The 23,245-nt window shown below is 26.5% G+C and carries 23 protein-coding genes and 1 tRNA gene; 17 read left to right on the top strand and 7 right to left on the bottom strand.

Annotated features, from left to right (window positions below; translation table 11 throughout):
- Window positions 1-217 precede the first annotated feature (217 nt).
- From mnmG to D9V63_RS00045, 9 genes are all read left to right on the top strand, one after another.
- Entirely contained in the window at window positions 218-2,116 is a 1,899-nt protein-coding gene (mnmG, locus tag D9V63_RS00005) for a tRNA uridine-5-carboxymethylaminomethyl(34) synthesis enzyme MnmG (protein WP_158368190.1), read from the top strand.
- Between the two features lie 175 nt (window positions 2,117-2,291).
- The gene (atpB, locus tag D9V63_RS00010; RefSeq protein WP_158368193.1) at window positions 2,292-3,110 is read left to right on the top strand and encodes a F0F1 ATP synthase subunit A; all 819 of its coding nucleotides are present in this window, start codon (window positions 2,292-2,294) and stop codon (window positions 3,108-3,110) included.
- A gap of 42 nt (window positions 3,111-3,152) precedes the next feature.
- Complete coding sequence (gene atpE / locus D9V63_RS00015; protein ID WP_158368196.1) at window positions 3,153-3,392, top strand: F0F1 ATP synthase subunit C; 240 nt, start codon at window positions 3,153-3,155, stop codon at window positions 3,390-3,392.
- Window positions 3,393-3,491: 99 nt separating this feature from the next.
- Window positions 3,492-3,986: a F0F1 ATP synthase subunit B gene (locus tag D9V63_RS00020; RefSeq protein WP_158368199.1), complete on the top strand. Its 495-nt coding sequence runs from the start codon at window positions 3,492-3,494 to the stop codon at window positions 3,984-3,986.
- A gap of 6 nt (window positions 3,987-3,992) precedes the next feature.
- The gene (gene atpH / locus D9V63_RS00025; RefSeq protein ID WP_158368201.1) at window positions 3,993-4,523 is read left to right on the top strand and encodes an ATP synthase F1 subunit delta; all 531 of its coding nucleotides are present in this window, start codon (window positions 3,993-3,995) and stop codon (window positions 4,521-4,523) included.
- Between the two features lie 11 nt (window positions 4,524-4,534).
- Entirely contained in the window at window positions 4,535-6,067 is a 1,533-nt protein-coding gene (gene atpA / locus D9V63_RS00030; protein WP_158368204.1) for a F0F1 ATP synthase subunit alpha, read from the top strand.
- A gap of 47 nt (window positions 6,068-6,114) precedes the next feature.
- Window positions 6,115-6,987, top strand: a complete 873-nt coding sequence (gene atpG, locus D9V63_RS00035; protein WP_158368207.1) for a F0F1 ATP synthase subunit gamma — start codon at window positions 6,115-6,117, stop codon at window positions 6,985-6,987.
- Window positions 6,988-7,013: 26 nt separating this feature from the next.
- A complete protein-coding gene (gene atpD / locus D9V63_RS00040; RefSeq protein ID WP_158369266.1) occupies window positions 7,014-8,411 on the top strand; it encodes a F0F1 ATP synthase subunit beta in 1,398 nt (465 codons plus the stop codon).
- A 21-nt stretch (window positions 8,412-8,432) separates the two neighbouring features.
- Window positions 8,433-8,852 (top strand): F0F1 ATP synthase subunit epsilon, encoded by a 420-nt coding sequence (locus D9V63_RS00045; RefSeq protein WP_261979559.1) that lies wholly within the window; start codon window positions 8,433-8,435, stop codon window positions 8,850-8,852.
- 87 nt (window positions 8,853-8,939) lie between these two features.
- Here the strand turns inward: D9V63_RS00045 and gyrB are convergent, their stop codons facing one another.
- The 3 genes from gyrB to dnaA are packed head-to-tail and all read right to left on the bottom strand — an operon-like array spanning window position 8,940 to window position 13,862.
- The gene (gene gyrB, locus D9V63_RS00050; RefSeq protein ID WP_158368215.1) at window positions 8,940-11,351 is read right to left on the bottom strand and encodes a DNA topoisomerase (ATP-hydrolyzing) subunit B; all 2,412 of its coding nucleotides are present in this window, start codon (window positions 11,349-11,351) and stop codon (window positions 8,940-8,942) included.
- 41 nt (window positions 11,352-11,392) lie between these two features.
- Window positions 11,393-12,493 carry a DNA polymerase III subunit beta gene (dnaN, locus tag D9V63_RS00055; protein ID WP_158368218.1) on the bottom strand — a complete coding sequence of 367 codons (1,101 nt, stop codon included), beginning with the start codon at window positions 12,491-12,493 and terminating at the stop codon, window positions 11,393-11,395.
- A 4-nt stretch (window positions 12,494-12,497) separates the two neighbouring features.
- Window positions 12,498-13,862 (bottom strand): chromosomal replication initiator protein DnaA, encoded by a 1,365-nt coding sequence (gene dnaA / locus D9V63_RS00060; RefSeq protein ID WP_158368221.1) that lies wholly within the window; start codon window positions 13,860-13,862, stop codon window positions 12,498-12,500.
- A gap of 372 nt (window positions 13,863-14,234) precedes the next feature.
- On the opposite strand from dnaA, the gene rpmH reads away from it, so the two are divergent.
- The 5 genes from rpmH to mnmE are packed head-to-tail and all read left to right on the top strand — an operon-like array spanning window position 14,235 to window position 17,994.
- Complete coding sequence (gene rpmH / locus D9V63_RS00065) at window positions 14,235-14,378, top strand: 50S ribosomal protein L34 (protein ID WP_158339793.1); 144 nt, start codon at window positions 14,235-14,237, stop codon at window positions 14,376-14,378.
- A 13-nt stretch (window positions 14,379-14,391) separates the two neighbouring features.
- On the top strand, window positions 14,392-14,736 hold the full coding sequence (gene rnpA / locus D9V63_RS00070; RefSeq protein ID WP_158368224.1) for a ribonuclease P protein component: 345 nt from the start codon (window positions 14,392-14,394) through the stop codon (window positions 14,734-14,736).
- Entirely contained in the window at window positions 14,715-14,972 is a 258-nt protein-coding gene (gene yidD / locus D9V63_RS00075) for a membrane protein insertion efficiency factor YidD (protein ID WP_158368227.1), read from the top strand. Before rnpA ends, yidD begins: the two co-directional genes overlap by 22 nt.
- Before the next feature lie 2 nt (window positions 14,973-14,974).
- Window positions 14,975-16,570 carry a membrane protein insertase YidC gene (yidC, locus tag D9V63_RS00080; RefSeq protein WP_158368230.1) on the top strand — a complete coding sequence of 532 codons (1,596 nt, stop codon included), beginning with the start codon at window positions 14,975-14,977 and terminating at the stop codon, window positions 16,568-16,570.
- Between the two features lie 56 nt (window positions 16,571-16,626).
- Window positions 16,627-17,994, top strand: coding sequence for a tRNA uridine-5-carboxymethylaminomethyl(34) synthesis GTPase MnmE (gene mnmE, locus D9V63_RS00085; RefSeq protein ID WP_158368233.1), 1,368 nt, complete (start codon window positions 16,627-16,629; stop codon window positions 17,992-17,994).
- A gap of 23 nt (window positions 17,995-18,017) precedes the next feature.
- Here mnmE and D9V63_RS00090 read toward each other — a convergent pair.
- Window positions 18,018-18,090, bottom strand: a tRNA-Phe gene (locus D9V63_RS00090).
- Between the two features lie 245 nt (window positions 18,091-18,335).
- Between D9V63_RS00090 and D9V63_RS00095 the strand changes: the two genes are divergently transcribed.
- From D9V63_RS00095 to efp, 3 genes are all read left to right on the top strand, one after another.
- Window positions 18,336-18,626 carry a co-chaperone GroES gene (locus tag D9V63_RS00095; RefSeq protein ID WP_158368236.1) on the top strand — a complete coding sequence of 97 codons (291 nt, stop codon included), beginning with the start codon at window positions 18,336-18,338 and terminating at the stop codon, window positions 18,624-18,626.
- A gap of 62 nt (window positions 18,627-18,688) precedes the next feature.
- The gene (gene groL, locus D9V63_RS00100) at window positions 18,689-20,335 is read left to right on the top strand and encodes a chaperonin GroEL (protein ID WP_158345877.1); all 1,647 of its coding nucleotides are present in this window, start codon (window positions 18,689-18,691) and stop codon (window positions 20,333-20,335) included.
- Between the two features lie 349 nt (window positions 20,336-20,684).
- Window positions 20,685-21,251 (top strand): elongation factor P, encoded by a 567-nt coding sequence (efp, locus tag D9V63_RS00105; protein ID WP_158368239.1) that lies wholly within the window; start codon window positions 20,685-20,687, stop codon window positions 21,249-21,251.
- Window positions 21,252-21,276: 25 nt separating this feature from the next.
- Here efp and dnaC read toward each other — a convergent pair whose 3' ends face one another.
- The 3 genes from dnaC to rsmD are packed head-to-tail and all read right to left on the bottom strand — an operon-like array spanning window position 21,277 to window position 23,128.
- Complete coding sequence (dnaC, locus tag D9V63_RS00110) at window positions 21,277-22,017, bottom strand: DNA replication protein DnaC (RefSeq protein ID WP_158368242.1); 741 nt, start codon at window positions 22,015-22,017, stop codon at window positions 21,277-21,279.
- Window positions 22,017-22,511 (bottom strand): DnaT-like ssDNA-binding domain-containing protein, encoded by a 495-nt coding sequence (locus tag D9V63_RS00115; protein ID WP_158368245.1) that lies wholly within the window; start codon window positions 22,509-22,511, stop codon window positions 22,017-22,019. The genes dnaC and D9V63_RS00115 overlap by 1 nt, the downstream gene beginning before the upstream one ends.
- Window positions 22,512-22,540: 29 nt before the next feature.
- A complete protein-coding gene (gene rsmD / locus D9V63_RS00120; RefSeq protein WP_158368248.1) occupies window positions 22,541-23,128 on the bottom strand; it encodes a 16S rRNA (guanine(966)-N(2))-methyltransferase RsmD in 588 nt (195 codons plus the stop codon).
- Window positions 23,129-23,245: the final 117 nt, after the last annotated feature.

Here is a 23,245-nt window from a genome sequence, read left to right on the forward strand (position 1 = left end):
TTCTTTTATTATCAATGATAAACATAACTTATCCACAGATTTTATATTTATTAATAATAATAATATTTATTCTTTTATTTTTTTTTTTTTTTTATTTTAAAACAATAAAAAAATAATCTTTAATATTAATGTTTTATTTTTAATGTTTACATGTGTTATCTTGATTAAAATATTAATACTGTATAAAATAATTTTTAACATTTTAAAGGATTTTTATATGTTGCAGTCAAGTTTAAAAGTTTTTGATGTAATTATTATTGGCGGAGGTCATGCTGGGACTGAAGCTGCATCAGCTTCGGCAAGATTAGGATGTAAAACATTATTATTAACTAAAAATATGAAAGATATTGGTGTTTTGTCTTGTAATCCAGCGATTGGTGGAATTGGAAAAAGTCATTTAGTAAAAGAAATTGATGCTTTAGGTGGTATAATGGCTAAAGCGATAGATCATTCAGGTATTCAGTTTAGGATTTTAAACAGTAGAAAGGGTCCTGCTGTACGATCTACTCGAGCGCAAGCTGATAGATTACTTTATGCTCAAAATGTAAAAAAATTATTGTATCAAGAAAATCATTTATTAATTTTAGAAGAAGAAATAAAAGATTTAATTGTAAAAAATTATAAGGTTATCGGTGTTTTAACGCAGAATGAAATCAGTTTTTATGCTAAATCAGTTGTTTTATCTACTGGTACTTTTTTAGGAGGACGAATACATATAGGTAAAGATAGTTATTTTTCAGGAAGAATAGGTGAAAAAGCTTCATTAGATTTAGCGCGTCGTTTAAGAGAATTACCTTTACGTGTTAATCGATTAAAAACAGGAACTCCGCCTAGAATTGATTTAAATACTATTAATTTTAATAATTTACTTGCGCAATATGGAGATACTCCTGTTCCAGTTTTTTCGTTTATAGGAAAAATTTCAAATCATCCTGCTCAAATACCATGCTATATTACACATACAAATGAAAAAACACATCAAATAATACGTGAAAATTTAGATAAAAGCCCAATATATCAAGGTTTAATAACAGGTATAGGACCGCGATATTGTCCTTCTATTGAAGATAAAATTATACGTTTTCCTAACAAGACAGCACATCAGATTTTTTTAGAACCAGAAGGTTTATCTAGTGCTAAGATATACCCTAATGGAATTTCAACTAGTTTGCCGTTAAAAATTCAAGAAAAAATCATTAAATCTATAAAAGGTTTAGAGCAAGCTAAAATTATTGAACCGGGATATGCAATAGAATATGATTTTTTTGATCCTAAAGATTTAGATTTAACTTTAGAAAACAAATGGATTAAAGGATTGTTTTTAGCAGGTCAAATTAATGGTACTACTGGATATGAGGAAGCTGCTTCTCAGGGTCTTTTAGCAGGTTTGAATGCTGGACTGTATGCATTAGATCGGCAACAATGGTTTCCTAGACGTGATCAAGCTTATTTAGGTGTACTTATTGATGATCTTACTACACAAGGCACCAATGAACCATATCGTATTTTTACTTCTCGTGCTGAACATCGGCTGATTTTAAGAGAAGATAACGCGGATATACGTCTTACTGAAATTGGTCGTAAATTTGGATTAGTAGATGATTTTAGATGGTCTTGTTATAATAGTAAATTATTTAATATTAATTCTGAAATAAAACATTTGAAAACAACAAAATTATATCCTAAGTCTTCTCATGCTGTAATGTTAAAGAATTGTTTTGATATTTTATTAACTAAAGAAATAAATGTTTTTAATTTGTTTAAACGACCAGAAATAACATATAAAAATTTATCTGATTTGAATATTTTTTATTCAAAAACGTCTGATCTATCAGTTATGAATCATATAGAAAATGAAATAAAATATGAAGGTTATATTAAACGACAGTTAAAAGAAATTAATAAACATTTAAAAAATGAAAATACTTTTTTACCATTGCAATATGATTATAAACAAGTAAAAGGTTTATCACATGAAGCGATTTCTAAGTTAAATGATTATAAACCAGTTTCTATTGGTCAAGCATCTCGTATTTCTGGTATTACACCCGCATCTATATCTGTTCTATTAATCCATTTGAAAAAAGAAGCTTATAAAAAAAAACTTGTTTTATAAAATATTTACTGTCTAATTTAAAATGTAATATAATTAGATTAAAATATAAATTTTTAATTAATGTTTAAATTATTTTTCATTTTTTAAATAATATATATTTTAGGTATTGTAGTAAAATTTTTTAAATGTTTATGTTTTTATATTAAATTTAATATAAAATAGATGAGAAAAAATTATGTTTTTAGAGCCAATATCTAATCCTCAAAAATATATTAGTCATCATTTGCATCATTTACAAATAGATTTATCTAGTTTCAAAATTGTTCAATCTGAAATTGTTTCTTCTCATTTTTGGATTTTAAATGTTGATTCAATAATATTTTCTTTTATATTAGGGTGTATTTTTATAAGTATTTTTTACATAGTAGCAAAAAAAATTACAACTGGTGTTCCAAATAAATTACAAGCTTGTGTTGAAATAATTTTCGATTTTATATCATCTAATATAAAAGGTATGTTTCAAAGTGACAACATACTTATAGCACCGTTATCACTAACAATTTTTATATGGGTTTTTTTAATGAATCTAATGGATTTGATTCCGATTGATTTTTTACCATTATTTTTTGAAACTTTATTTCAATTACCGGCTATGCGTATTGTTCCGTCTGCTGATGTAAACATTACTTTATCAATGTCATTAGCAGTTTTTGTTTTAATTTTATTTTATAGTATAAAAATTAAAGGATATATTGGTTTTTTTAAAGAACTAACTTTACAACCTTTTAATCATCCTGTATTTTTTATTTTTAATTTTTTATTAGAATTTATTTCTTTACTATCTAAACCTATTTCTTTAGGATTAAGACTTTTTGGCAATATGTATTCTGGTGAAATGATTTTTATCTTAATTGCAAGTTTACTTCCATGGTGGTCGCAGTGCTTTTTAAATGTTCCATGGGCTATTTTTCATGTTTTAATAATTTTTTTACAAGCTTTTATTTTTATGGTTTTGACAATTGTTTATTTATCAATAGCTTCGCAATCTCATTAAGATAAAATTTAACTATAATCCTATTAAAAGCCGGGGTTTATAATGAATAATTTAAATGCTGATATGTTATATATAGCAGTAGCTATTATGATTGGATTAGCTGCAATTGGTGCTGCAATTGGTATTGGTATTTTAGGTGGAAAATTTTTAGAAGGAGCGGCAAGACAGCCTGATTTAATTCCTTTGTTAAGAACACAATTTTTTGTTGTAATGGGATTAGTTGATGCAATTCCCATGATTGCTGTAGGTTTAGGTTTATATATGCTTTTTGCTATTTCTTAAATTTTTATTTTTAAAAGAATAGTTTTTATTTTAAATAATTATCAAAATCTTTACGTTTTTGAATGGCGTAAAGATTAATTTAACATAGGGCGTATGATTGTGAATCTTAATGCAACAATTTTTGGACAAGCAATTTCATTTATTTTATTTGTCTGGTTTTGTATGAAGTATATATGGCCTCCTATTATGTTAGCTATAGAAACAAGACAAAAAAAAATTGAAGATACTTTAATTTCTTCAAAAAAAATTGAAGAAGAATATTTATTGATACAAAAAAAAACGAATCAAATGATTAAAGATAGTAGAAAAAAAGCTTCTTTTATTGTAAATGAAGCTAATCAACAAAAATTATTAATTTTAGAAGAAGCAAGAAATAAAGCTATTCAAGAAACTAAAAAAATTTTTTTAAATAGTAAGTTAGAGATTAATATGCAAGTTATAAATGCTCGTCAAAAATTAAAAAAAGAAATTATAGATTTGTCTATCTTAATGGCTGAGAAAATCATTAAAAAAAATATGCAGGGAGATAAAGATAAATTTTTTATTAATAATATAGTTGCTTCTTTATCAAAGATAAAAAATCAATATAGGTAATATTTAATGTCATTAGACACTATTGCTAGACCTTATGCTAAAGCTATTTTTGAAACAGCAATAAAAAGCAATTCAATAATAAAATGGAAAAAAATATTAATTTTAATTAATCAAATAATTTCATTTAAAGAAATTGAAAAATTTTTATCCGGATCTTTATCTGCTCATTATTTATCATCATTTTTTATATCTGTTATAGATGAATATCTTGATGAAAATTCAAAAAATTTAATAAAATTATTAGCTTATAATCAACGGTTTAAAATATGTGGTAATATATTAAAACAATTTCTTAAATTAGAAGCTGATTATCAAAATATTACCATTATTCAATTGACATCAGCATGTGTTTTAAAAAAAGATCAAGTCATTAAAATACGTCTCCTTTTAGAAGAAATATTATCTTCTAAAATTAAATTTATATATAAAATTAATAGTTATATACTTGATGGTATAATTATAAAGATAGATGATCAAATTTTTGATTTTTCTATGCGCAATCATTTACAACAATTATCTTTAGCATTAAATTTTTAAGAGAATAATATATGCAATTAAATTCGACAGAAATTAGTCAATTAATTAAAGAAAGAATTGCTCAATTTGAGGTTTTTAATCAATCTTATAATGAAGGTACTATTATTTCTGTTAACGATGGTATTATAAAAATATATGGTCTTTCCGAAGTCATGTTAGGAGAAATGATTTCTTTGCCTAATAATGAATATGCTATCGCCCTTAATATAGAAAGAGATACAGTTTCTGCCGTAATTATGGGGTCTTATATTCATATTTCTGAAGGTATGAAAGTAAAATGTACAGGAAAAATTTTAGAGGTTCCTGTAGGTGTAAATTTTTTAGGTCGAATTGTTAATTCATTAGGCTCTCCGATTGATGGTAAAGGAATGATAAAATACGATCGTTTTTTACCAGTAGAATGCAGTGCTCCAGGAGTAATTGAACGTCAATCAATTAATCAACCAATACAAACTGGTTACAAAGCTATTGATGCTATGATTCCGATTGGCCGAGGACAGCGGGAATTGATTATTGGAGATCGTCAAACCGGTAAAACTGCGCTTGCAATAGATACTATTATAAATCAAAAAAAATTTAATATTCCATGTATCTATGTTGCTATAGGACAAAAACTTTCTACTATTATCAATGTTGTAAAAAAATTAGAAGAATATGATGCTTTATCAAATACTATTGTTGTTGTTGCTTCTGCTTCTGAACCAGCTTCTTTACAATATTTAGCACCATATTCAGGTTGTGCTATGGGAGAATTTTTTCGTGATCAAGGAAAAGATGCTTTAATTGTTTACGATGATCTTTCTAAACATGCAGTTGCTTACCGTCAAATTTCTTTATTATTACGTCGTCCTCCTGGGAGAGAAGCTTTCCCTGGGGATATATTTTATCTACATTCTCGCTTATTAGAAAGAGCAGCTCGTGTTTCTGAAGAATATATAAAAAATGTTACTCAAGGAAAAGTTATCGGAAAAACAGGATCACTTACAGCTTTTCCAATTATTGAAACACAGTCTGGAGACGTTTCTGCATTTGTTCCGACTAATGTTATTTCTATTACAGATGGTCAGATATTTTTAGAATCTAATCTATTTAATTCAGGTATTCGACCAGCTGTAAACGCTGGTATTTCTGTTTCTCGCGTTGGCAGTGCTGCTCAAACTAAGATTATTAAACAATTATCTTCTGGTATTCGAACGGCGCTAGCTCAATATCATGAACTTGCAGCATTTTCACAATTTGCATCAGATTTAGATCCGACGACACAAAAACAATTAAGCTATGGTCAAAAAATTACAGAGCTTCTTAAACAAAAACAATATCAACCTTTTAGCATATCTGAACAAGCGTTAATATTTTTTATTGTAGAGAATCATTTTCTTGATGACATTTCCGTTGAAACAATTGCTCAATTTGAACAAGATATTTTAATATACGCACATAATAATTATTTAAATTTAATGGTAGAAATAAATCAAAATGGAGATTATAACAATCAAATAAAAGAACAATTTATTCAGTTAATCAAAACATTTAAACACTCTTAGTTTTATAATAATTTATTTTTTCATAAAAACTATTACAAAAAAGAGAAATATTAGTGGGTATAAAAGAAATACAAAATCAAATAACTAGTATTATAAGTACAAAAAAAATTACTAAAGCTATGGAAATGGTTGCTATTTCTAAAATGCGGAAGACGGAAGAACGAATGCGTTCAGGGAGGCCTTATTGCGAAATTATTGAAAAAGTTATTCGTCATATTGTCACAGGTAGTTTAGAATATAAACATAGTTATTTAGAAAATCGAGATATTAAAAGGATTGGTATAATTATTGTTTCAACTGATCGTGGTTTATGTGGTGGTTTAAATACTAATCTTTTTAAACAAGTACTATTAAAAATCAAAGAATTTATGAATATAAATATTCCTTGCGATTTAATATTATTTGGTTTAAAAAGTTTATCTGTATTTAAATTGTATGGAAGTTCTATTCTTGCTCAAATAACTAATATAGGAGAAAATCCAGATTTATCAAAGTTCATCGGATCTATACAAATTATGTTAGAAAAATATCAAAATAATGAAATTGATAAAATATTTGTTGCATATAATAAATTCCATAATAAAATGTCTCAATATCCAGTAATTACACAACTACTTCCTTTATCTCCTGAAAAAAATATATTAAATAAAGAGAAATGGGATTATTTATATGAACCAGAATCTAAACTAATTTTAGATATATTGTTTAATCGATATATTGAATCTCAAATTTATCAAAGTATTTTAGAAAATATTGCAAGCGAACAAGCAGCTCGTATGGTAGCTATGAAAACTGCAGCAGATAATAGTAGTAATCGTATTAAAGAATTACAACTAGTTTATAATAAAGTTCGTCAAGCTAACATTACTCAAGAATTAAATGAGATTATTGCTGGAGCATCAGCAGTATCAGTAGATTAAAATTAGTTAGAGGTATTCATTCAATGATAGCTACTGGAAAAATTATTCAAATTATTGGCGCTGTAGTTGATGTAGAATTTTATCAAAATGCAGTACCAAAAATATATCATGCATTAGAAGTACAAAATCAGACAGTAAAACTAATTTTAGAAGTGCAACAGCAATTAGGATCAGGTATCGTTCGAACAATTGCTATGGGATCTACAAACGGTTTAAAAAGAGGTTTAATTGTTATTAACCTTGGTCACTATATTAAAATACCAGTAGGACAATCTACATTAGGTCGTATAATCAATGTTTTAGGTCAAACAATAGATAATAAAGGGCCATTGAAAAGTATCGATAAAACTCAAATAGAATACTGGGAAATTCATAGATCTCCTCCTAGTTATCAAGAACAAGCAACTTCTCAAGAGATTTTAGAAACAGGTATAAAAGTTATTGATTTGATTTGTCCTTTTGCAAAAGGGGGAAAAGTTGGTTTGTTTGGGGGGGCAGGTGTAGGAAAAACAGTAAATATGATGGAATTAATTAGAAATATTGCAATCGAACATTCTGGTTATTCAGTGTTTACTGGGGTAGGTGAACGTACTCGAGAAGGTAATGATTTTTATTATGAAATGAAAGATTCCAAGGTATTAGATAAAGTCTCCTTAGTATATGGCCAAATGAATGAACCTCCAGGAAATCGATTACGTGTTGCTTTTACAGGTCTAACTATTGCAGAAAAATTTCGTGATGAAGGCAAGAATGTATTATTATTTATTGATAACATATATCGCTATACTTTAGCAGGTACAGAAGTATCAGCATTACTCGGAAGAATGCCTTCTGCTGTAGGATATCAACCTACTTTATCTGAAGAAATGGGTTTATTACAGGAAAGAATTACCTCAACAAAAAAAGGTTCAATTACTTCTGTTCAAGCAGTTTATGTACCTGCAGATGATTTAACAGATCCGTCACCTGCTACAACATTTGCCCATTTAGATTCTACAGTTACATTAAGTCGTCATATTGCATCTTTAGGTATTTATCCTGCTGTTGATCCTTTAAATTCTACCAGTCGTCAATTAGATCCTTATATTGTTGGAGATGAACATTATAATACAGCGCGAGGAGTTCAATCAATATTACAAAGATATCAAGAACTTAAAGATATTATAGCAATATTAGGTATGGATGAACTTTCGGAAGAAGATAAAAAGCTAGTTTCAAGAGCTCGTAAAATACAAAGATTTTTATCACAACCCTTTTTTGTAGCAGAAGTATTTACTGGATTTCCAGGTAAATACGTTTCTTTAAAAGATAATATTCGTGCATTTAAAGGAATAATAGAAGGTGAATTTGACGATTTACCAGAGCAAGCATTTTATATGGTAGGTTCAATTGAAGAAGTTAAACAAAAATCAAAAACATTATAAATTATAACAAATATTTTGGATATATCCATGCATTTTTATTTAGATATTGTTAGTTTTGAGAAACGTATATTTTCTGGGTTAGTTGAAAAAATACAAGTTTCTGGTAGTGAAGGAGACATGGGTATTTATCCCGGTCATACTCAATTATTAAGTATAATTAAACCAGGAATAATACATATATCTCATAAAAACCAAACAGAAGAATGCCTTTATATATCAGGAGGGATTTTAGAAATTCAACCTTCTATTGTTTCTATTTTAGCAGATATTGCAATTCGCGGTGCAGATTTAGATCAAGAACGGATTTTAAAAGCGAAAAAACAAGCAGAAGAATGTTTTAAAAATCAAGATAAAAACATTAAAAAAGATGATCTTTTAATTCAAATATCCCAAGAAATTGCAAAACTTCGTGTCCTTGAAATAATGAATAAATATAAATAAGTATTATATGTTCGCGGCTGGTCTTTCCTGCCGCAATTGATTTTAAAACATATTAATATATATTTATAAAAATTTTAATAAAATTTTTTAAATATCTATATTTTCAGCGTTTAGAGCGTTATTTTCTATAAATTTTCGTCTAGGTTCAACTGTATCTCCCATTAAAATATTAAATAAATTGTTCGCTGACATTGCATCATGAATTTTAACTTGTAACATATTTCTGGTTTCAGGGTTCATTGTAGTATCCCATAATTGATCTGGATTCATTTCTCCAAGTCCTTTGTAACGTTGTACAAAAAAATTATTTTTAGACTCGTTGATTAACCATTCTATAGTGCTTTTGATATCATTAATCATATATTTTTTATCTCCTTTCACTATAAAGTTTTTATTTATTTGAAATTTTTTAAATTTTTCGCCTAATTTAATAATGGAAATATATTCTTTGCTTTTTAAAAACTTTCTTGTAAATTCATATTGATTAAAATATTCATATCTAGATGAGATTATAATTGGTGCAAATGTATTTTCATTTGCTTTGTTATCAACTTTAAATTGATATAACGTATTATTTTGATCTTTATTATTTAATGCTTTTATTAAGTTTTTTATCCATATTGTTACTTGTTCTTTACTGTTTAAATCATGTAAATATGGTTGGTAAATGAGTTCATTTAATATAATTTCAGGAAAATAATTTTTATTCTTTTTTATATTAATTTGAATTTTATTAAATTCCGAGATAATTTGTTTAAAAATTTTTGTATTATTTTCAATATTATGATATTTTTCATTTTTTATAATAAGATCTTTTAATGCTATTTTTACTTGATATTTTTTCATTTCTTCATCATTTTTAATATATTTTTCTTTTTTACCTACTTTAATTTTATATAAAGGAGGTTGCGCAATATAAATATATCCTTTTTCAATTAATTCAGGTAATTGACGATAGAAAAATGTTAGTAATAATGTACGAATATGTGCTCCATCTACATCTGCATCAGTCATTATAATAATATAATTATACCTTAATTTTTCTAAATTATATTCATTTTCCCCAATTCCACATCCTAAAGCTGTAATTAAAGCTGCTAACTCTTGAGATAAAATCATTTTATTAAATTTTGATTTTTGTACGTTTAATATTTTACCTTTAAGCGGTAAAATTGCTTGGTTTTTTCTGTTTCTACCTTGTTTTGCAGACCCTCCTGCGGAATCGCCTTCTACTAAATAAATTTCTGATATTGTAGGGTCATTTTCTTGGCAATCAGATAATTTTCCAGGTAATCCTCCTAAATCTAATATTCCTTTTTTTTTATTTATCTCTCTAGCACGTCTTGCAGCTTCTCTTGTTTTTGCTGTATTTATAATTTTTTGAATTATCGCTTTTGTATCGACAGGGTTTTCTAAGAGATATTCAATAAGGTGCTCATTAATTAATGATTCTATTACTGATTTTGCTTCAGATGAAACTAGTTTATCTTTTGTTTGTGAGGAAAATTTTGGATCAGGTAATTTAATTGATATAATTGCTGTTAACCCTTCTCGTGTATCCTCTCCTGTTACAACAGTTTTATTTTTTTTATTGTATCCTTCTCTTTCAATATGCAAGTTTAATGTTCGTGTTACTCCAGATCTAAAACCGGCTAAATGTGTACCACCATCTTTTTGGGGTATATTATTTGTAAAACAGTGTATATTTTCTTTATGTGTTTCATTCCATTGTATAGCTACTTCTAGTTCAATATTATTTTTAATAGATTTAAAGTAAAATATATTTGAATTAATTATTAACTTATTTTTATTTAAAAACTTAATAAATGCTTTAATTCCTCCTTTATAACGGTAATGATCTTCCATATTATTTCTGTTATCTTTTAGGATGATAGAAATATTAGAGTTAAGAAAAGATAGCTCACGTAAACGTTTAGATAAAATTTCATATTGAAATTTAGTTTTATTCGTAAAAGTTTTATAACTAGGCCAAAATCTGATATATGTACCTGTTTTTTTTGTTTTTCCAATCTTTAATAAAGGTGATTCTGGAATTCCATTTTTGTATATTTGTTTGTATTGTTTTTGATTTTTATATATTATTAATTCTAGTTTTTCTGACAAAGCATTGACAACTGAAATACCTACACCATGTAATCCACCAGATATTTTATATGAGGCATTGTCAAATTTTCCACCTGAATGTAATACAGTCATAATAACTTCTGCTGCTGAAATTTTTTCTTCATGATGTATATCTGTTGGAATTCCTCTTCCATCATCTTGTATTGATACGGAATTATCTTTATGAACAATCACTATTATTTCTTTACAAAATCCTGCTAATGCTTCATCAATAGAATTATCTACAATTTCAAAAACCATATGATGCAAGCCACTACCGTCATCAGTGTCTCCAATATACATTCCAGGTCTTTTCCGTACTGCATCTAATCCTCTTAAAATTTGAATATTTGAAGAATTATAGTTATTTTTCATAAATTTTCCTGTTTAATCTTTATTATTTATAACTGTTTCAGTTAACGTTTTAGCAACATTATAACGTAAACAGTTGAAGTATTATTTTCTGGTTCAATTTGTATTGCAGTTTGAGATTTATTTAAAAATAATGAAATATTTTCAGTATTAATAGTATTCAGCACATCTAGCATATAATACACATTAATTGATATTTCTATTGTATTACCAAAATATGTAACGTCGAATTTATCTTGTGCAGTTTCTTCTTCTTGATTATCAGATACTGTTTTTAGTTCACCATTTTCAATGTTAATTTCAATTCCAGAAAATTTTTCATGTGATAAAATAGAAGTGCGTAGCAATGATTTTTTTAGTAAATTATTGTTAATAATAATAGGTTTTTTTTGGTCTTCTAATAAAACGCTTTGATAATCAGGATATTTTCCTTCAACTAATTGAGTAGTAAAAATTAAATTGTTAATATGTATTCTCAGGTGATTAGTTCCTATAAAAATATGTAATAATGTTTCTTTTACATTTAGTAGTTTTAATATTTCCATTACTCCTTTATTTGGCACAATAATAGAAAAAGAATTGATTTTTTCTTTTAAAGAAATATATGAGGTTGCTAATCGATACCCATCTGTTGCAACATTTCGAAGGTAATTTTCTTTTTTTTCGAACAACATACCATTAAGATAATAACGAACATCTTGTTTTCCCATAGCAAATTCAGTTTTTGTAATCATATTTTTTAAAATGTTTGATGATATTTCAAAACTAGAAATATAATTAAAGCTTTGATGATTAGGAAAACTTTCAGCTGGCAAAGTTGATAGTACATAACTACTTTTTTCAGAAGAAATATATATTTTATTATTTTTCAGTTGTATTTGAATATCTGATGTTTCTGGTAAATTTCGACAAATATTTAATATTTTTTTACCTGAAATAGTTATTTTACCTGGTATATATTCTTGTGATATTTGAATATTTACAATTGTTTCAATTTCTAAATTTGTTGTAGTTAAAGATAATATACCTGTTTTAATTTCTATAAGAATATTTTCTAAAATAGGAAGTGATGTATTTTTAACTAATAATCGAATAATTTTTTTTAAATTTGCAACTAAAATATTATTTTTAATAATGAATTTCATAAAATCACACTGATAGAGTTCTAATTAAGTTGGAAAAATCTTCTTTAATATCATTGCATTCTTTTCGTAATTGTTCAATTTTACGACAAGCATGCAATACTGTAGTATGATCTCGCCCACTAAATGCATTACCAATTTCTGGTAAACTATGATTAGTCAATTCTTTTACCATAGCCATAGCCATTTGTCTTGGTCTGGCTATCGATCGAGAACGTCTTCTCGATAATAAATCTGATACTTTAATTTTATAGTATTCTGCAACTGTTTTTTGAATATTATCAATTGTTATAAGTTTTGTTTGTAATGCTAATATATCTTTAAGCACTTCTCGTACAAATTCAATTGTAATAGATCTATGAGTAAAATTAGCGTTAGCAATTATTCTATTTAAAGCGCCTTCTAATTCACGAACGTTAGAACATAAACGTTTAGCAATAAAAAAAGCAACTTCATCAGATAATACAATTCTTTTTTCATCAGCTTTTTTTATTAGTATAGCTACTCTTGTCTCTAATTCTGGCGGATCTATAGAAATAGTCAAACCCCAGCCAAATCTCGATTTTAATCGATCTTCTACACCTTTTATTTCTTTTGGATAACGATCTGAGGTCAATATAATTTGCTGATTTCCTTCCAGAAGAGCATTAAACGTGTGAAAGAATTCTTCTTGGGAACGTTCTTTATGTGCAAAAAACTGAATATCATCAATTAATAATGCGTCTACTGAACGATAATGTAATTTAAATTTTTCGATTGCATTATTTTTTAAAGCTTGAACCATATCTTGAACAAAACGCTCAGAATGCATATAAGTGATTTTCATATTGTATTTATATGTTAATATTTCATTTCCAATTGCATGAAGTAAATGTGTTTTACCTAATCCTGTTCCTCCATATAAAAAAAGTGGATTATAAGAACCTCCTGGATTATGAGCAACTTGAGACGCTGCTGCACGTGCTAATTGGTTAGATTTTCCTTCTATAAAGTTTTCAAATTTATTTTTTTTATTAATATTAGAACTATAAGATAACTCATTTAAAATAGGTATTTTATCCCATTTTCGTTTTATTTTTATTTTTTTTAAATAATTTAAAGTATTTTTTTTAAATTTTTTTTCTTTAGAATTTTGGTATACTTTAAATGTTAATAATGGTGTATTTAATCCGCAAAAATCTTTTAGTATTTTTTTAAAAGTAATTAAATATTTATCTTTTACCCACTCTAATATAAATTGATTTGGAGCATATATTTCTAAAATATTATTATTTAGTTTGGCTTTCAGAGAGCGTATCCACATGCTAAATTCTGTAGATGGCAGCTCATCCTGTAACCGGTCAAGACACTGTTTCCAAAGACAAAGTGACACGGTGGACTCCAAGCGAACAAAATTAAATAAAATTGAAGTTTAAAATTTTTTATTGTTATATAAAAAAAATTATATAAAATCATATTTTTTACATTAAAATTTATACAATTTAAAATAGGTGAATATAACGAAAGGATCTATATTATTAGATATTTTATTTAATAAAGTTGTTTTATCTATTTTTTATCTTTATAACTAATAATTTAATTTAATATTTAAAATAAAATATCAAAAAATTTACAAATATGTTTTTTATTTTAAAAAAATATAAGTCATCTTTTTTAAAAAATTTATTTTTAAGAAAGTATTTGCTTATATTTTACACTTAACTAATTATAGAATCTTATCAATTTTCTTTAGGTAAATATTAAAATGAAACGAACTTTTCAACCATCAATATTAAAACGTAATCGTTCACATGGATTTAGAATTCGAATGGCAACTAAAAATGGTCGTTATATTTTATCACGAAGACGTGCTAAATTAAGGGCGCGTTTGAGTGTTTCTAGTAAATAATAGGTTTAATATAATGTTAAATTATTTTTTTAAAAAAAAATTAAGATTATTAAAACCTATAAATTTTAAATATGTTTTTAAAAAACATGACATTCAAAAAACATTTGAATTAATTATTTTAGGACGACCAAATTTATTAGGATACCCTAGATTAGGCATTAACATACCTAGGAAAAATATAAAATATGCATATCAGCGAAATGTTATTAAAAGATTGATTCGAGAAACTTTTCGTTTATTACAACATAAATTAGCTTCCATGGATTTTATAGTAATAGCTAAAAAAAATATTATTTTTTTAAAAAATAAGAATATTATTAATATGTTGGAGAATTTATGGTTAAAATATCATCAATAATTGTACGATCTTTAAGTTTTTTTGTTTTAATTTATCAATATTGCATTAGTCCTTTTATGCGATCACATTGTCGTTTTTACCCAACTTGTTCAACATATATGTTATTATCTTTACGTAGATTTGGCTTCATTAAAGGTATAAGATTAACAATTTTTCGTTTGTTTAAGTGTCATCCATTGCATTCAGATGGATGCAATTCAATATCTTTAAATATAAAAGATAAAAGCGAATATTAATTATGGAAGTACAGCGTAATTTTTTTATTGTTGCCTTTTTGTTAATCTCTTTTTTGCTTTGGCAAAAATGGCAAAATCAATTATATTCACATGATTATAAAAATGAAAAAAGTAGTGTAAATTTTAATTTTGAAAAAAAAGACTATCATAATCAAATTATAATTAAAAATAATGTTATTCGTTTAGTTGTGAATATGTATGGGGGTGATATAGAAGAAGCTAGTTTATTAGCTTATAAAGATAAATTAAATTCTTCTAAACCACTTAAATTATTGGAAACAGCACCAGATTTTATTTATCAAGCACAAAGTGGATTAATTGGACGAGATGGACCAGATAATTCAGAGAATTATAGCAGACCACTCTATCATGCAAAAAATAATTTTTTTGAATTAGAAAATAATCAAAAAGAATTACGTGTTCCAATCACTTTTACTAAAAATAATAATATTATTTATACCAAAACTTTTGTTCTTAAACCTAATCAGTACGATATACAGGTAGAATATAAAGTGCATAATCTTAGCAAAAATAATTTACAAATTCGTATGTTTGGTCAGTTAAAACAAACCATTAAACTTCCTAAAGAACGTGATATTTATAGCGGAAATTTTGCTTTACAAACGTTTCGAGGAGCCGCATATTCAAGCACTGATACAAAATATGAAAAATATAAGTTTGATGATATTTCTCGAAATCAACAATTACATATTTTAACTAAAAGTGGTTGGATTGCAATGTTACAACAATATTTTTCTGTGGCTTGGATACCTGAAGAAGATATAAATTTAAATACTATTTACACATCTTATATAAATCATAATATTGCTACTATCGGATATAAATCTTCTTTTTTTAATATTTCTCCTAATTCTCATTCTATTATAAAATCAAAACTATGGATAGGACCAGCAGTACAAAAAGATATGGCATTAGTAGCTCCAAATTTAGATTTAACAGTAGATTATGGATGGCTTTGGTTTTTATCTCAACCATTGTTTAAGTTATTGAGTGTTATATATAGTATTGTAGGCAATTGGGGTTTTTCTATTGTTTTAATTACATTTATTATGAAAGCTTTAACTTATCCTTTAACAAAAGCGCAATATATTTCTATGGCTAAAATGCGAAAATTACAACCTAAAATTAATGAAATTAAAAAGAATTTTAGAAATAATAAACAACGTATGAGTCAAGAAATGATGAATTTATATAAGAAAGAAAAGATAAATCCATTAGGAGGTTGTTTACCTGTTTTTATACAGATGCCTATCTTTTTATCACTTTATTATATGTTAATTGGATCTGTTGAATTACGTCATGCTCCTTTTTTATTATGGATTAAAGATTTATCTGATCAAGATCCTTATTATGTTTTACCAGTAATCATGGGGATTACAATGTTTTTTATTCAAAAAACATCATCTACTCATTCTTCAGATCCATTACAACAAAAAATAATACATTTTATGCCTGTTATTTTTACAGTATTTTTTTTATGGTTTCCTTCAGGTTTAGTTTTATATTATATTATTAGTAATTTAGTCACTATTATACAACAAAAAATTATTTTATTTAATTTTAAAAAAAGAAGTTGAAGTACAGATTTCTATTTTAATTTAAAAAAATTTTATTTTAAATAAGAAAGCATTCTATGATACAAAATGATACTATTGTTGCTCCAGTTACCTATCCAGGTAAAAGCGCCGTTGGAATATTACGTATTTCTGGAATGAATACAAGACGCATTGCTAGAGAAATTCTGGGTAAAATACCTAAGCCAAGGTTTGCAACGTACGCAAAATTTCTAAATAAAAATAAAACAATTTTAGATCAGGGTATATCTTTATGGTTTCCGGCTCCTTTTTCATTTACAGGTGAAGATGTATTAGAATTGCAAGGTCATGGTAATCCACTAATAATGGATTTATTAATAAAAAGAATTTTATCTATTAAAAATACAAGATTAGCTAAACCAGGTGAATTTTGTGAACGTGCTTTTTTAAATGGTAAAATTGATTTAGTGCAAGCAGAGGCAATAGATGATTTAATTAATTCTGAAACTGAATCTATGGTGAAAGGTTCATTGAATTCTTTAGAAGGAAATTTTTCATGTTATATAACTAATCTAGTAGAAATACTTAATACGTTCCGTGTTAATATTGAGTCTAGTATAGATTTTTCAGAAGAAGAAATTAATTTTCATTGTGATGATATTGTTAATAATAATTTTCAAAAATTAAATGATCAATTTTTAAATATAAAAAAAATTATTAAAAATAAAAGTATTATCAGAGAATCTAAAAAAATTATAATTATTGGACCTCCTAATGCTGGAAAATCTAGTTTATTAAATATTTTATCTTCTCGTAATCGAGCTATAGTTACCAATATTCCTGGTACTACACGTGACCTTCTCTATGAGAGTATAAATATTGATGGTTTTTTATGTGAAATTATTGATACAGCAGGTTTGCATGATACAGATAATGAAATTGAAAAAATGGGTATTAATCGAGCTTTAGAAATAGTTAAAACATGCGATCATATTTTATTTGTCATAGATAAAACAATAGATATTGCAAGCCAAAAAAAGATATCAAGTGATTTTATTAAAAAAATTAATTTATGTAATAGCGGTATACGGATAACTTTTATTTTAAATAAAAATGATTTATTAAAAGATAGTTTTGGTATAAAAAAAATAGAAGATTTTTATTTTATTAGTATTTCTGCTCTTACAGGACAGGGATTGGATGTATTAAAAAAACATCTTATCAAAGTAGAGAAAAATAAAGAAAAAGAAGGTTTATTTATTGCTAGAAGACGTCATGTGCATCAAATTGATTTATCTTATCGTGAATTTTTAAAAGCAAAAAAAACATGGGTAAAGTATAAAAATATTGAGCTACTAGCTGAATCATTAAGTTTAATGAATAAACTATTAGGTGAAATAATAGGTTCTTTTAGTTCAAATGATTTATTAAATCGTATTTTTTCTACTTTTTGTATAGGAAAATAAAATTATTAAATTAAAATAATTTATGCCCGGAGGCGGAATTGAACCACCGACACGGGGATTTTCAGTCCCCTGCTCTACCGACTGAGCTATCCGGGCATTTTTTACATTAAATCATCAAAGATAAAACTTTGTCAATACTTTTTTTATACTAAATTAACTTATATGTTATATTAGAAATTTATTTAAAATATTTAAAAAAAAATCATTAAAAATAATTTTTACCCTTGAAAGTTTTCATAAACATCCCTATATGTAATATTAACGATACAATATTAAAAAATATAATCTCAAACATATATTTTAAAATAAATAAACAGGATTATTCACAGGAGTATTATCATATGAAAATTCGTCCGTTGCATGATCGTGTACTTGTAAAACGTCAAGAAGCAGAATCAAAATCTGCCGGAGGTATTGTTCTTACAGGCTCTGCTGCTAGCAAGTCAAACCGAGGAACAGTTACAGCAGTTGGTAATGGTCGTATTCTAGACAATGGAGAAATTAAGCCATTAGATGTGAAAGTGGGAGACATTGTAATTTTTAATGAAGGTTATGGTGCAAAAACAGAAAAAATTGATAATGAAGAATTATTAATTTTAACTGAAAGTGACATTTTAGCGATTGTTGAATAGTAAAATATACTAACTATTATGCTATATATCCATAAAAAAAATATATTTAAGGAAATGTCAAAATGGGCGCTAAAGATGTAAAATTTGGTAATGAAGCTCGAATTAAAATGCTTCGTGGAGTTAATGTATTAGCTGATGCAGTTAAAGTTACTTTAGGACCAAAAGGTAGAAATGTAGTTTTAGATAAATCTTTTGGAGCACCTAGTATTACTAAAGACGGTGTATCAGTAGCTCGTGAAATCGAATTAGAAGATAAATTCGAAAATATGGGAGCTCAAATGGTGAAAGAAGTTGCATCTAAAGCAAATGATGCAGCGGGAGATGGAACTACAACAGCAACATTATTAGCTCAATCAATCGTAAATGAAGGTCTAAAAGCTGTTGCTGCTGGAATGAATCCTATGGATTTAAAACGAGGTATTGATAAAGCAGTTATTAGTGCTGTTGAAGAGCTTAAAAATTTATCTGTACCTTGTTCTGACTCTAAAGCTATTACACAAGTAGGTACTATTTCTGCTAATGCTGATGAAAAAGTCGGTGCTTTAATTGCTGAAGCCATGGAAAAGGTAGGTAATGATGGAGTTATTACGGTAGAAGAAGGAACAGGATTACAAAATGAGCTTGAAGTTGTTAAAGGAATGCAATTTGATCGAGGCTATTTATCTCCTTATTTTATTAATAAACCAGAGACTGGAATTGTTGAATTAGAAAATCCATATATTTTAATGGCTGATAAAAAAATTTCTAATGTTCGTGAAATGCTTCCAATATTAGAGTCTGTTGCAAAATCAGGTAAACCACTTTTAATAATTTCAGAAGATTTAGAAGGAGAAGCGTTAGCAACTTTAGTAGTTAATTCTATGCGTGGTATTGTAAAAGTTGCTGCTGTTAAAGCTCCTGGATTCGGCGATAGAAGAAAAGCTATGTTACAAGATATTTCGATTCTAACTGGGGGTTCTGTCATTTCAGAAGAACTAGCAATGGAATTAGAAAAATCTACTTTAGAAGATTTAGGGCAAGCAAAACGTGTTGTAATTAATAAAGATACGACAACTATAATTGGTGGTGTTGGAGAAAAACATGCTATCCAAAGTCGTATTAGTCAAATTCGTCAAGAAATCCAAGAAGCTACTTCTGATTACGATAAAGAAAAGTTAAATGAACGTTTAGCTAAATTATCTGGTGGTGTTGCAGTACTTAAAGTTGGAGCTGCAACAGAAGTAGAAATGAAAGAGAAAAAAGCCCGTGTTGAAGATGCTTTACATGCAACTCGAGCTGCTGTAGAAGAAGGTGTTGTTGCTGGTGGTGGTGTTGCATTAGTTCGTGTAGCCGGAAAAATATCTAGTTTACGTGGACAAAATGAAGATCAAAATGTTGGAATTAGAGTGGCTTTACGTGCAATGGAAGCTCCTTTGCGTCAAATTGTATCAAACTCAGGTGAAGAGCCTTCTGTAGTTACTAATAATGTAAAAGATGGAAAAGGTAATTATGGTTATAATGCTGCTACTGATGAATATGGAGATATGATTGATTTTGGAATACTAGATCCTACTAAAGTTACAAGATCTGCTTTACAATATGCTGCATCTGTTGCTGGTCTGATGATTACCACAGAATGTATGGTTACAGATTTACCAAAAGATGAAAAATCTTCTGATACAAGCGCCTCTCCTGCTGGCGGAATGGGTGGCATGGGTGGAATGATGTAAAAATTTTTTAGTTAATCATTGTTCAAATTAATTTAAAGATTTCTTTCCTCAGATATATTCTTTTGAGGAAAGAATTTACTTACAACGAAAAATAAAAATTTCAGATTCAATTTTAAATATTAATAAATTTTTCAAAAATAATATAAGTCTTTAGTTTTAAAATAAAATTTATATCTCATCTAACATTTATATAAAAATGACATTTTTGTTTTTTATTTTCATAATTATAAAAAATTTATAGAATATTTTTTTAAAAATTATTCTCATATTTTTTAAGTTCATGTTTGATGAAATATATATCAAAAGTTTATTTTCATTAGAAACATTAATATATTTTTATGGAGGTGTTATGAGAGTATATCAAAGTAATAATTTTCGTATTGGTTATAAAATTATTTTTGAAAAACAACCTTGTTTAATAGAATCTAGTGAATTTGTTAAACCTGGTAAAGGCCAAGCTTTTGTTCGTGTTAAATTAAGAAAATTATTAACAAATCAACTAATAGAAAAAACATTTAAATCAACGGATTCATTAGAAATAGCTGATATTTCAGAATATAAATTATCTTATTTATACAATGATGGTAATTTTTGGTACTTTATTAATAATAGTACTTTTGAAGATTTATCAGTAGAAAAAAAAATTATTGGTACAAATTCAAAATGGTTATTAGAACAAGATACATGTGTTATTACTTTTTGGAATAATAAACCAATTTCCATTATTCCTAATATTTTTGTAGAACTAAAAGTAGTAGATACAGAAGCAACTTTAAAAAGTGATACGATTAGTACTAATACTAAGTTAGCAAAATTAAGTACGGGTGCAATTGTAAAAGTTCCAATTTTTATACAAGTTGGATCTGTAATTAAAGTTGATACACGATCCGGTGAGTACATAGCTAGAGTAAAATAAAATATTAAATATTATAAAATTCTCATTAGTATTCATCACCTTTTATATATTGTCTATAACTCTCCCATTCAAAAGTTAACCATAAACTATTACCTAATCTCATTCTATCAATAACTCTTTCTCCTAGTAAACTCTTCATGCCTTTATGATCTAAATTCGATAGCATGCCAGTAGATCGTTTTGATGATGATCTTCTATCAACTATTTGATTAATAATAACTTTTTCATATCTTGATTCAGTTTGCATTCCAATTTCATCGATCATTAATAGATCAACACTACTTAGATTATGCAATAAATTTTCTTCAGTGATATTACTAGCTCCGCTAAATGTACCTTTCATATTAGACATTAAATCAGCTACTGTTACAATTAAAATACTTTTTCCATGCAAAATTAAATAATTACCTATAGCTGATGCTAAATGATTTTTACCGGTTCCAGGTCGTCCTGAAAAAATAAAACTTGCAATATTTTCATTAAATTCTTCAGCGTAACGTTTTGCTGCTTTGAGCACTTTTCTTTGTCCTTCATGTTCAATTTTATAATTTTCAAATGAACAATTCATATATAATTCTCGAATTCCAGATCTTCCTAAAACTCTTTGCATTTTCATTGCTTTATTTTCACGCAATATTGATTCAGACGATATTCTTCCTTGTTCTTGATTCCAAGCTAATAAATCCTGATCATTTTCAAATTTAGGTTTTATATTATTAGGCATAATGCGTTGAAGACGTTTGAAAAATTCTGTATAAAATGTCATTATTTCCCTCTAAATCCATCAGGTGTTTTTTTATCAGGAACTGGTATATAAGTAATATCGTTTTGTTTTTTGAGTAAGTTAAAGGAGCGAACTCTTTGTAAACTTCTTGCTAATTTTTGCTCCCATTGTACATGATAAAAAAAGCAACTTTCCGCTTCCCAATAAGAAATAAAAGCATTAAGTTCATGCTTAGATACTTCTTGATCTAATATTATACCCCACAACGCTGCTTTTCGAAGAAAGTCTTCATCTGGAGTCCATTTCGAATGCATAGAAAATTTTTGTTGCATTTTTTCTTCTTTTTTTATATTTTCTTCTGTAAAATTACATTCAAGATCAAATATTTTTTTCAATACTGATGGTGTGATAACATAAAAAAGAACTTTTTTATTTTTTGATATAGATAAAGCTCCATTTTTAGCTGTTTTGATTATTTGAATGGGATTTGTACAAAATAAATCTAGATTGATATTTTTAGATACTAAAATTTTCATAAACTTTAATCCTATTATTTGTTAATATTTTAAATTTTACAGTTCTTTATTTCGAAAATATAAAGATAACATGCAATTTGACTAGTTATTTTTTTTTTATATAAAGTGAAATTATGTGATATTATTAAAGACTGATTTTTTTTAGTTTCTATATAAATTATTGATTTATTTTTTATCCACTTTTTTTTCTCTAATAAAATAATAGTTTTTTCTATTAATTTTGCATCATATGGCGGATCTAAAAATATTACATCATATGGTGTTTTTGGTTTTTTTAACCAATCTAAGGTATTTGTATGTATAATTTCTATATTAGATATATTTAATTTTTTTGAGTTTTTTATTAATGAAAGTACAGTTTTTTTTTCTATTTCTAGTAAAGTAACAAACTTAGCATGTCGAGATATAGCTTCGAATCCTAATGCTCCGCTACCTGAAAAACAATCTAGACAACGAGAATGTTGAATATCTTTAGCAAGCCAATTAAATAGTGTTTCTCTTATTCGATTAGTCGTTGGACGTATATTTAGATTACTCTTGAAAGATAATTTTCTTCCTTTAAGTTTTCCTGAAATAATATAAACTTTTCCATTTTTTTTTAAAAAAGAATTATACATTTTATTAGATTATCGATGTTAATGATATAATTTATTTTATTATTAAATATCATTTAAATAAATATTTAATTTTGAATTTTTATAATATAAAGTAAACAACTTTTATTTTTAATTAAG

It is taken from the genome of Buchnera aphidicola (Aphis nasturtii) (assembly GCF_005083345.1).
Classification (GTDB): Bacteria; Pseudomonadota; Gammaproteobacteria; order Enterobacterales; family Enterobacteriaceae; genus Buchnera; species Buchnera aphidicola_R.

Bases quoted from the DNA above. Each gene is read 5' to 3' on its own strand.
- gyrB (WP_158368215.1), bottom strand. From the start codon at position 11,351: ATGAAAAATAACTATAATTCTTCAAATATTCAAATTTTAAGAGGATTA.
- yidD (WP_158368227.1), top strand. From the start codon at position 14,715: ATGGTTAAAATATCATCAATAATTGTACGATCTTTAAGTTTTTTTGTT.
- D9V63_RS00095 (WP_158368236.1), top strand. From the start codon at position 18,336: ATGAAAATTCGTCCGTTGCATGATCGTGTACTTGTAAAACGTCAAGAA.
- atpB (WP_158368193.1), top strand. From the start codon at position 2,292: ATGTTTTTAGAGCCAATATCTAATCCTCAAAAATATATTAGTCATCAT.
- atpH (WP_158368201.1), top strand. From the start codon at position 3,993: ATGTCATTAGACACTATTGCTAGACCTTATGCTAAAGCTATTTTTGAA.
- rpmH (WP_158339793.1), top strand. From the start codon at position 14,235: ATGAAACGAACTTTTCAACCATCAATATTAAAACGTAATCGTTCACAT.
- mnmE (WP_158368233.1), top strand. From the start codon at position 16,627: ATGATACAAAATGATACTATTGTTGCTCCAGTTACCTATCCAGGTAAA.
- yidC (WP_158368230.1), top strand. From the start codon at position 14,975: ATGGAAGTACAGCGTAATTTTTTTATTGTTGCCTTTTTGTTAATCTCT.
- efp (WP_158368239.1), top strand. From the start codon at position 20,685: ATGAGAGTATATCAAAGTAATAATTTTCGTATTGGTTATAAAATTATT.
- groL (WP_158345877.1), top strand. From the start codon at position 18,689: ATGGGCGCTAAAGATGTAAAATTTGGTAATGAAGCTCGAATTAAAATG.
- dnaC (WP_158368242.1), bottom strand. From the start codon at position 22,017: ATGACATTTTATACAGAATTTTTCAAACGTCTTCAACGCATTATGCCT.
- rsmD (WP_158368248.1), bottom strand. From the start codon at position 23,128: ATGTATAATTCTTTTTTAAAAAAAAATGGAAAAGTTTATATTATTTCA.
- dnaN (WP_158368218.1), bottom strand. From the start codon at position 12,493: ATGAAATTCATTATTAAAAATAATATTTTAGTTGCAAATTTAAAAAAA.
- mnmG (WP_158368190.1), top strand. From the start codon at position 218: ATGTTGCAGTCAAGTTTAAAAGTTTTTGATGTAATTATTATTGGCGGA.
- atpE (WP_158368196.1), top strand. From the start codon at position 3,153: ATGAATAATTTAAATGCTGATATGTTATATATAGCAGTAGCTATTATG.
- rnpA (WP_158368224.1), top strand. From the start codon at position 14,392: ATGTTAAATTATTTTTTTAAAAAAAAATTAAGATTATTAAAACCTATA.
- D9V63_RS00115 (WP_158368245.1), bottom strand. From the start codon at position 22,511: ATGAAAATTTTAGTATCTAAAAATATCAATCTAGATTTATTTTGTACA.
- atpA (WP_158368204.1), top strand. From the start codon at position 4,535: ATGCAATTAAATTCGACAGAAATTAGTCAATTAATTAAAGAAAGAATT.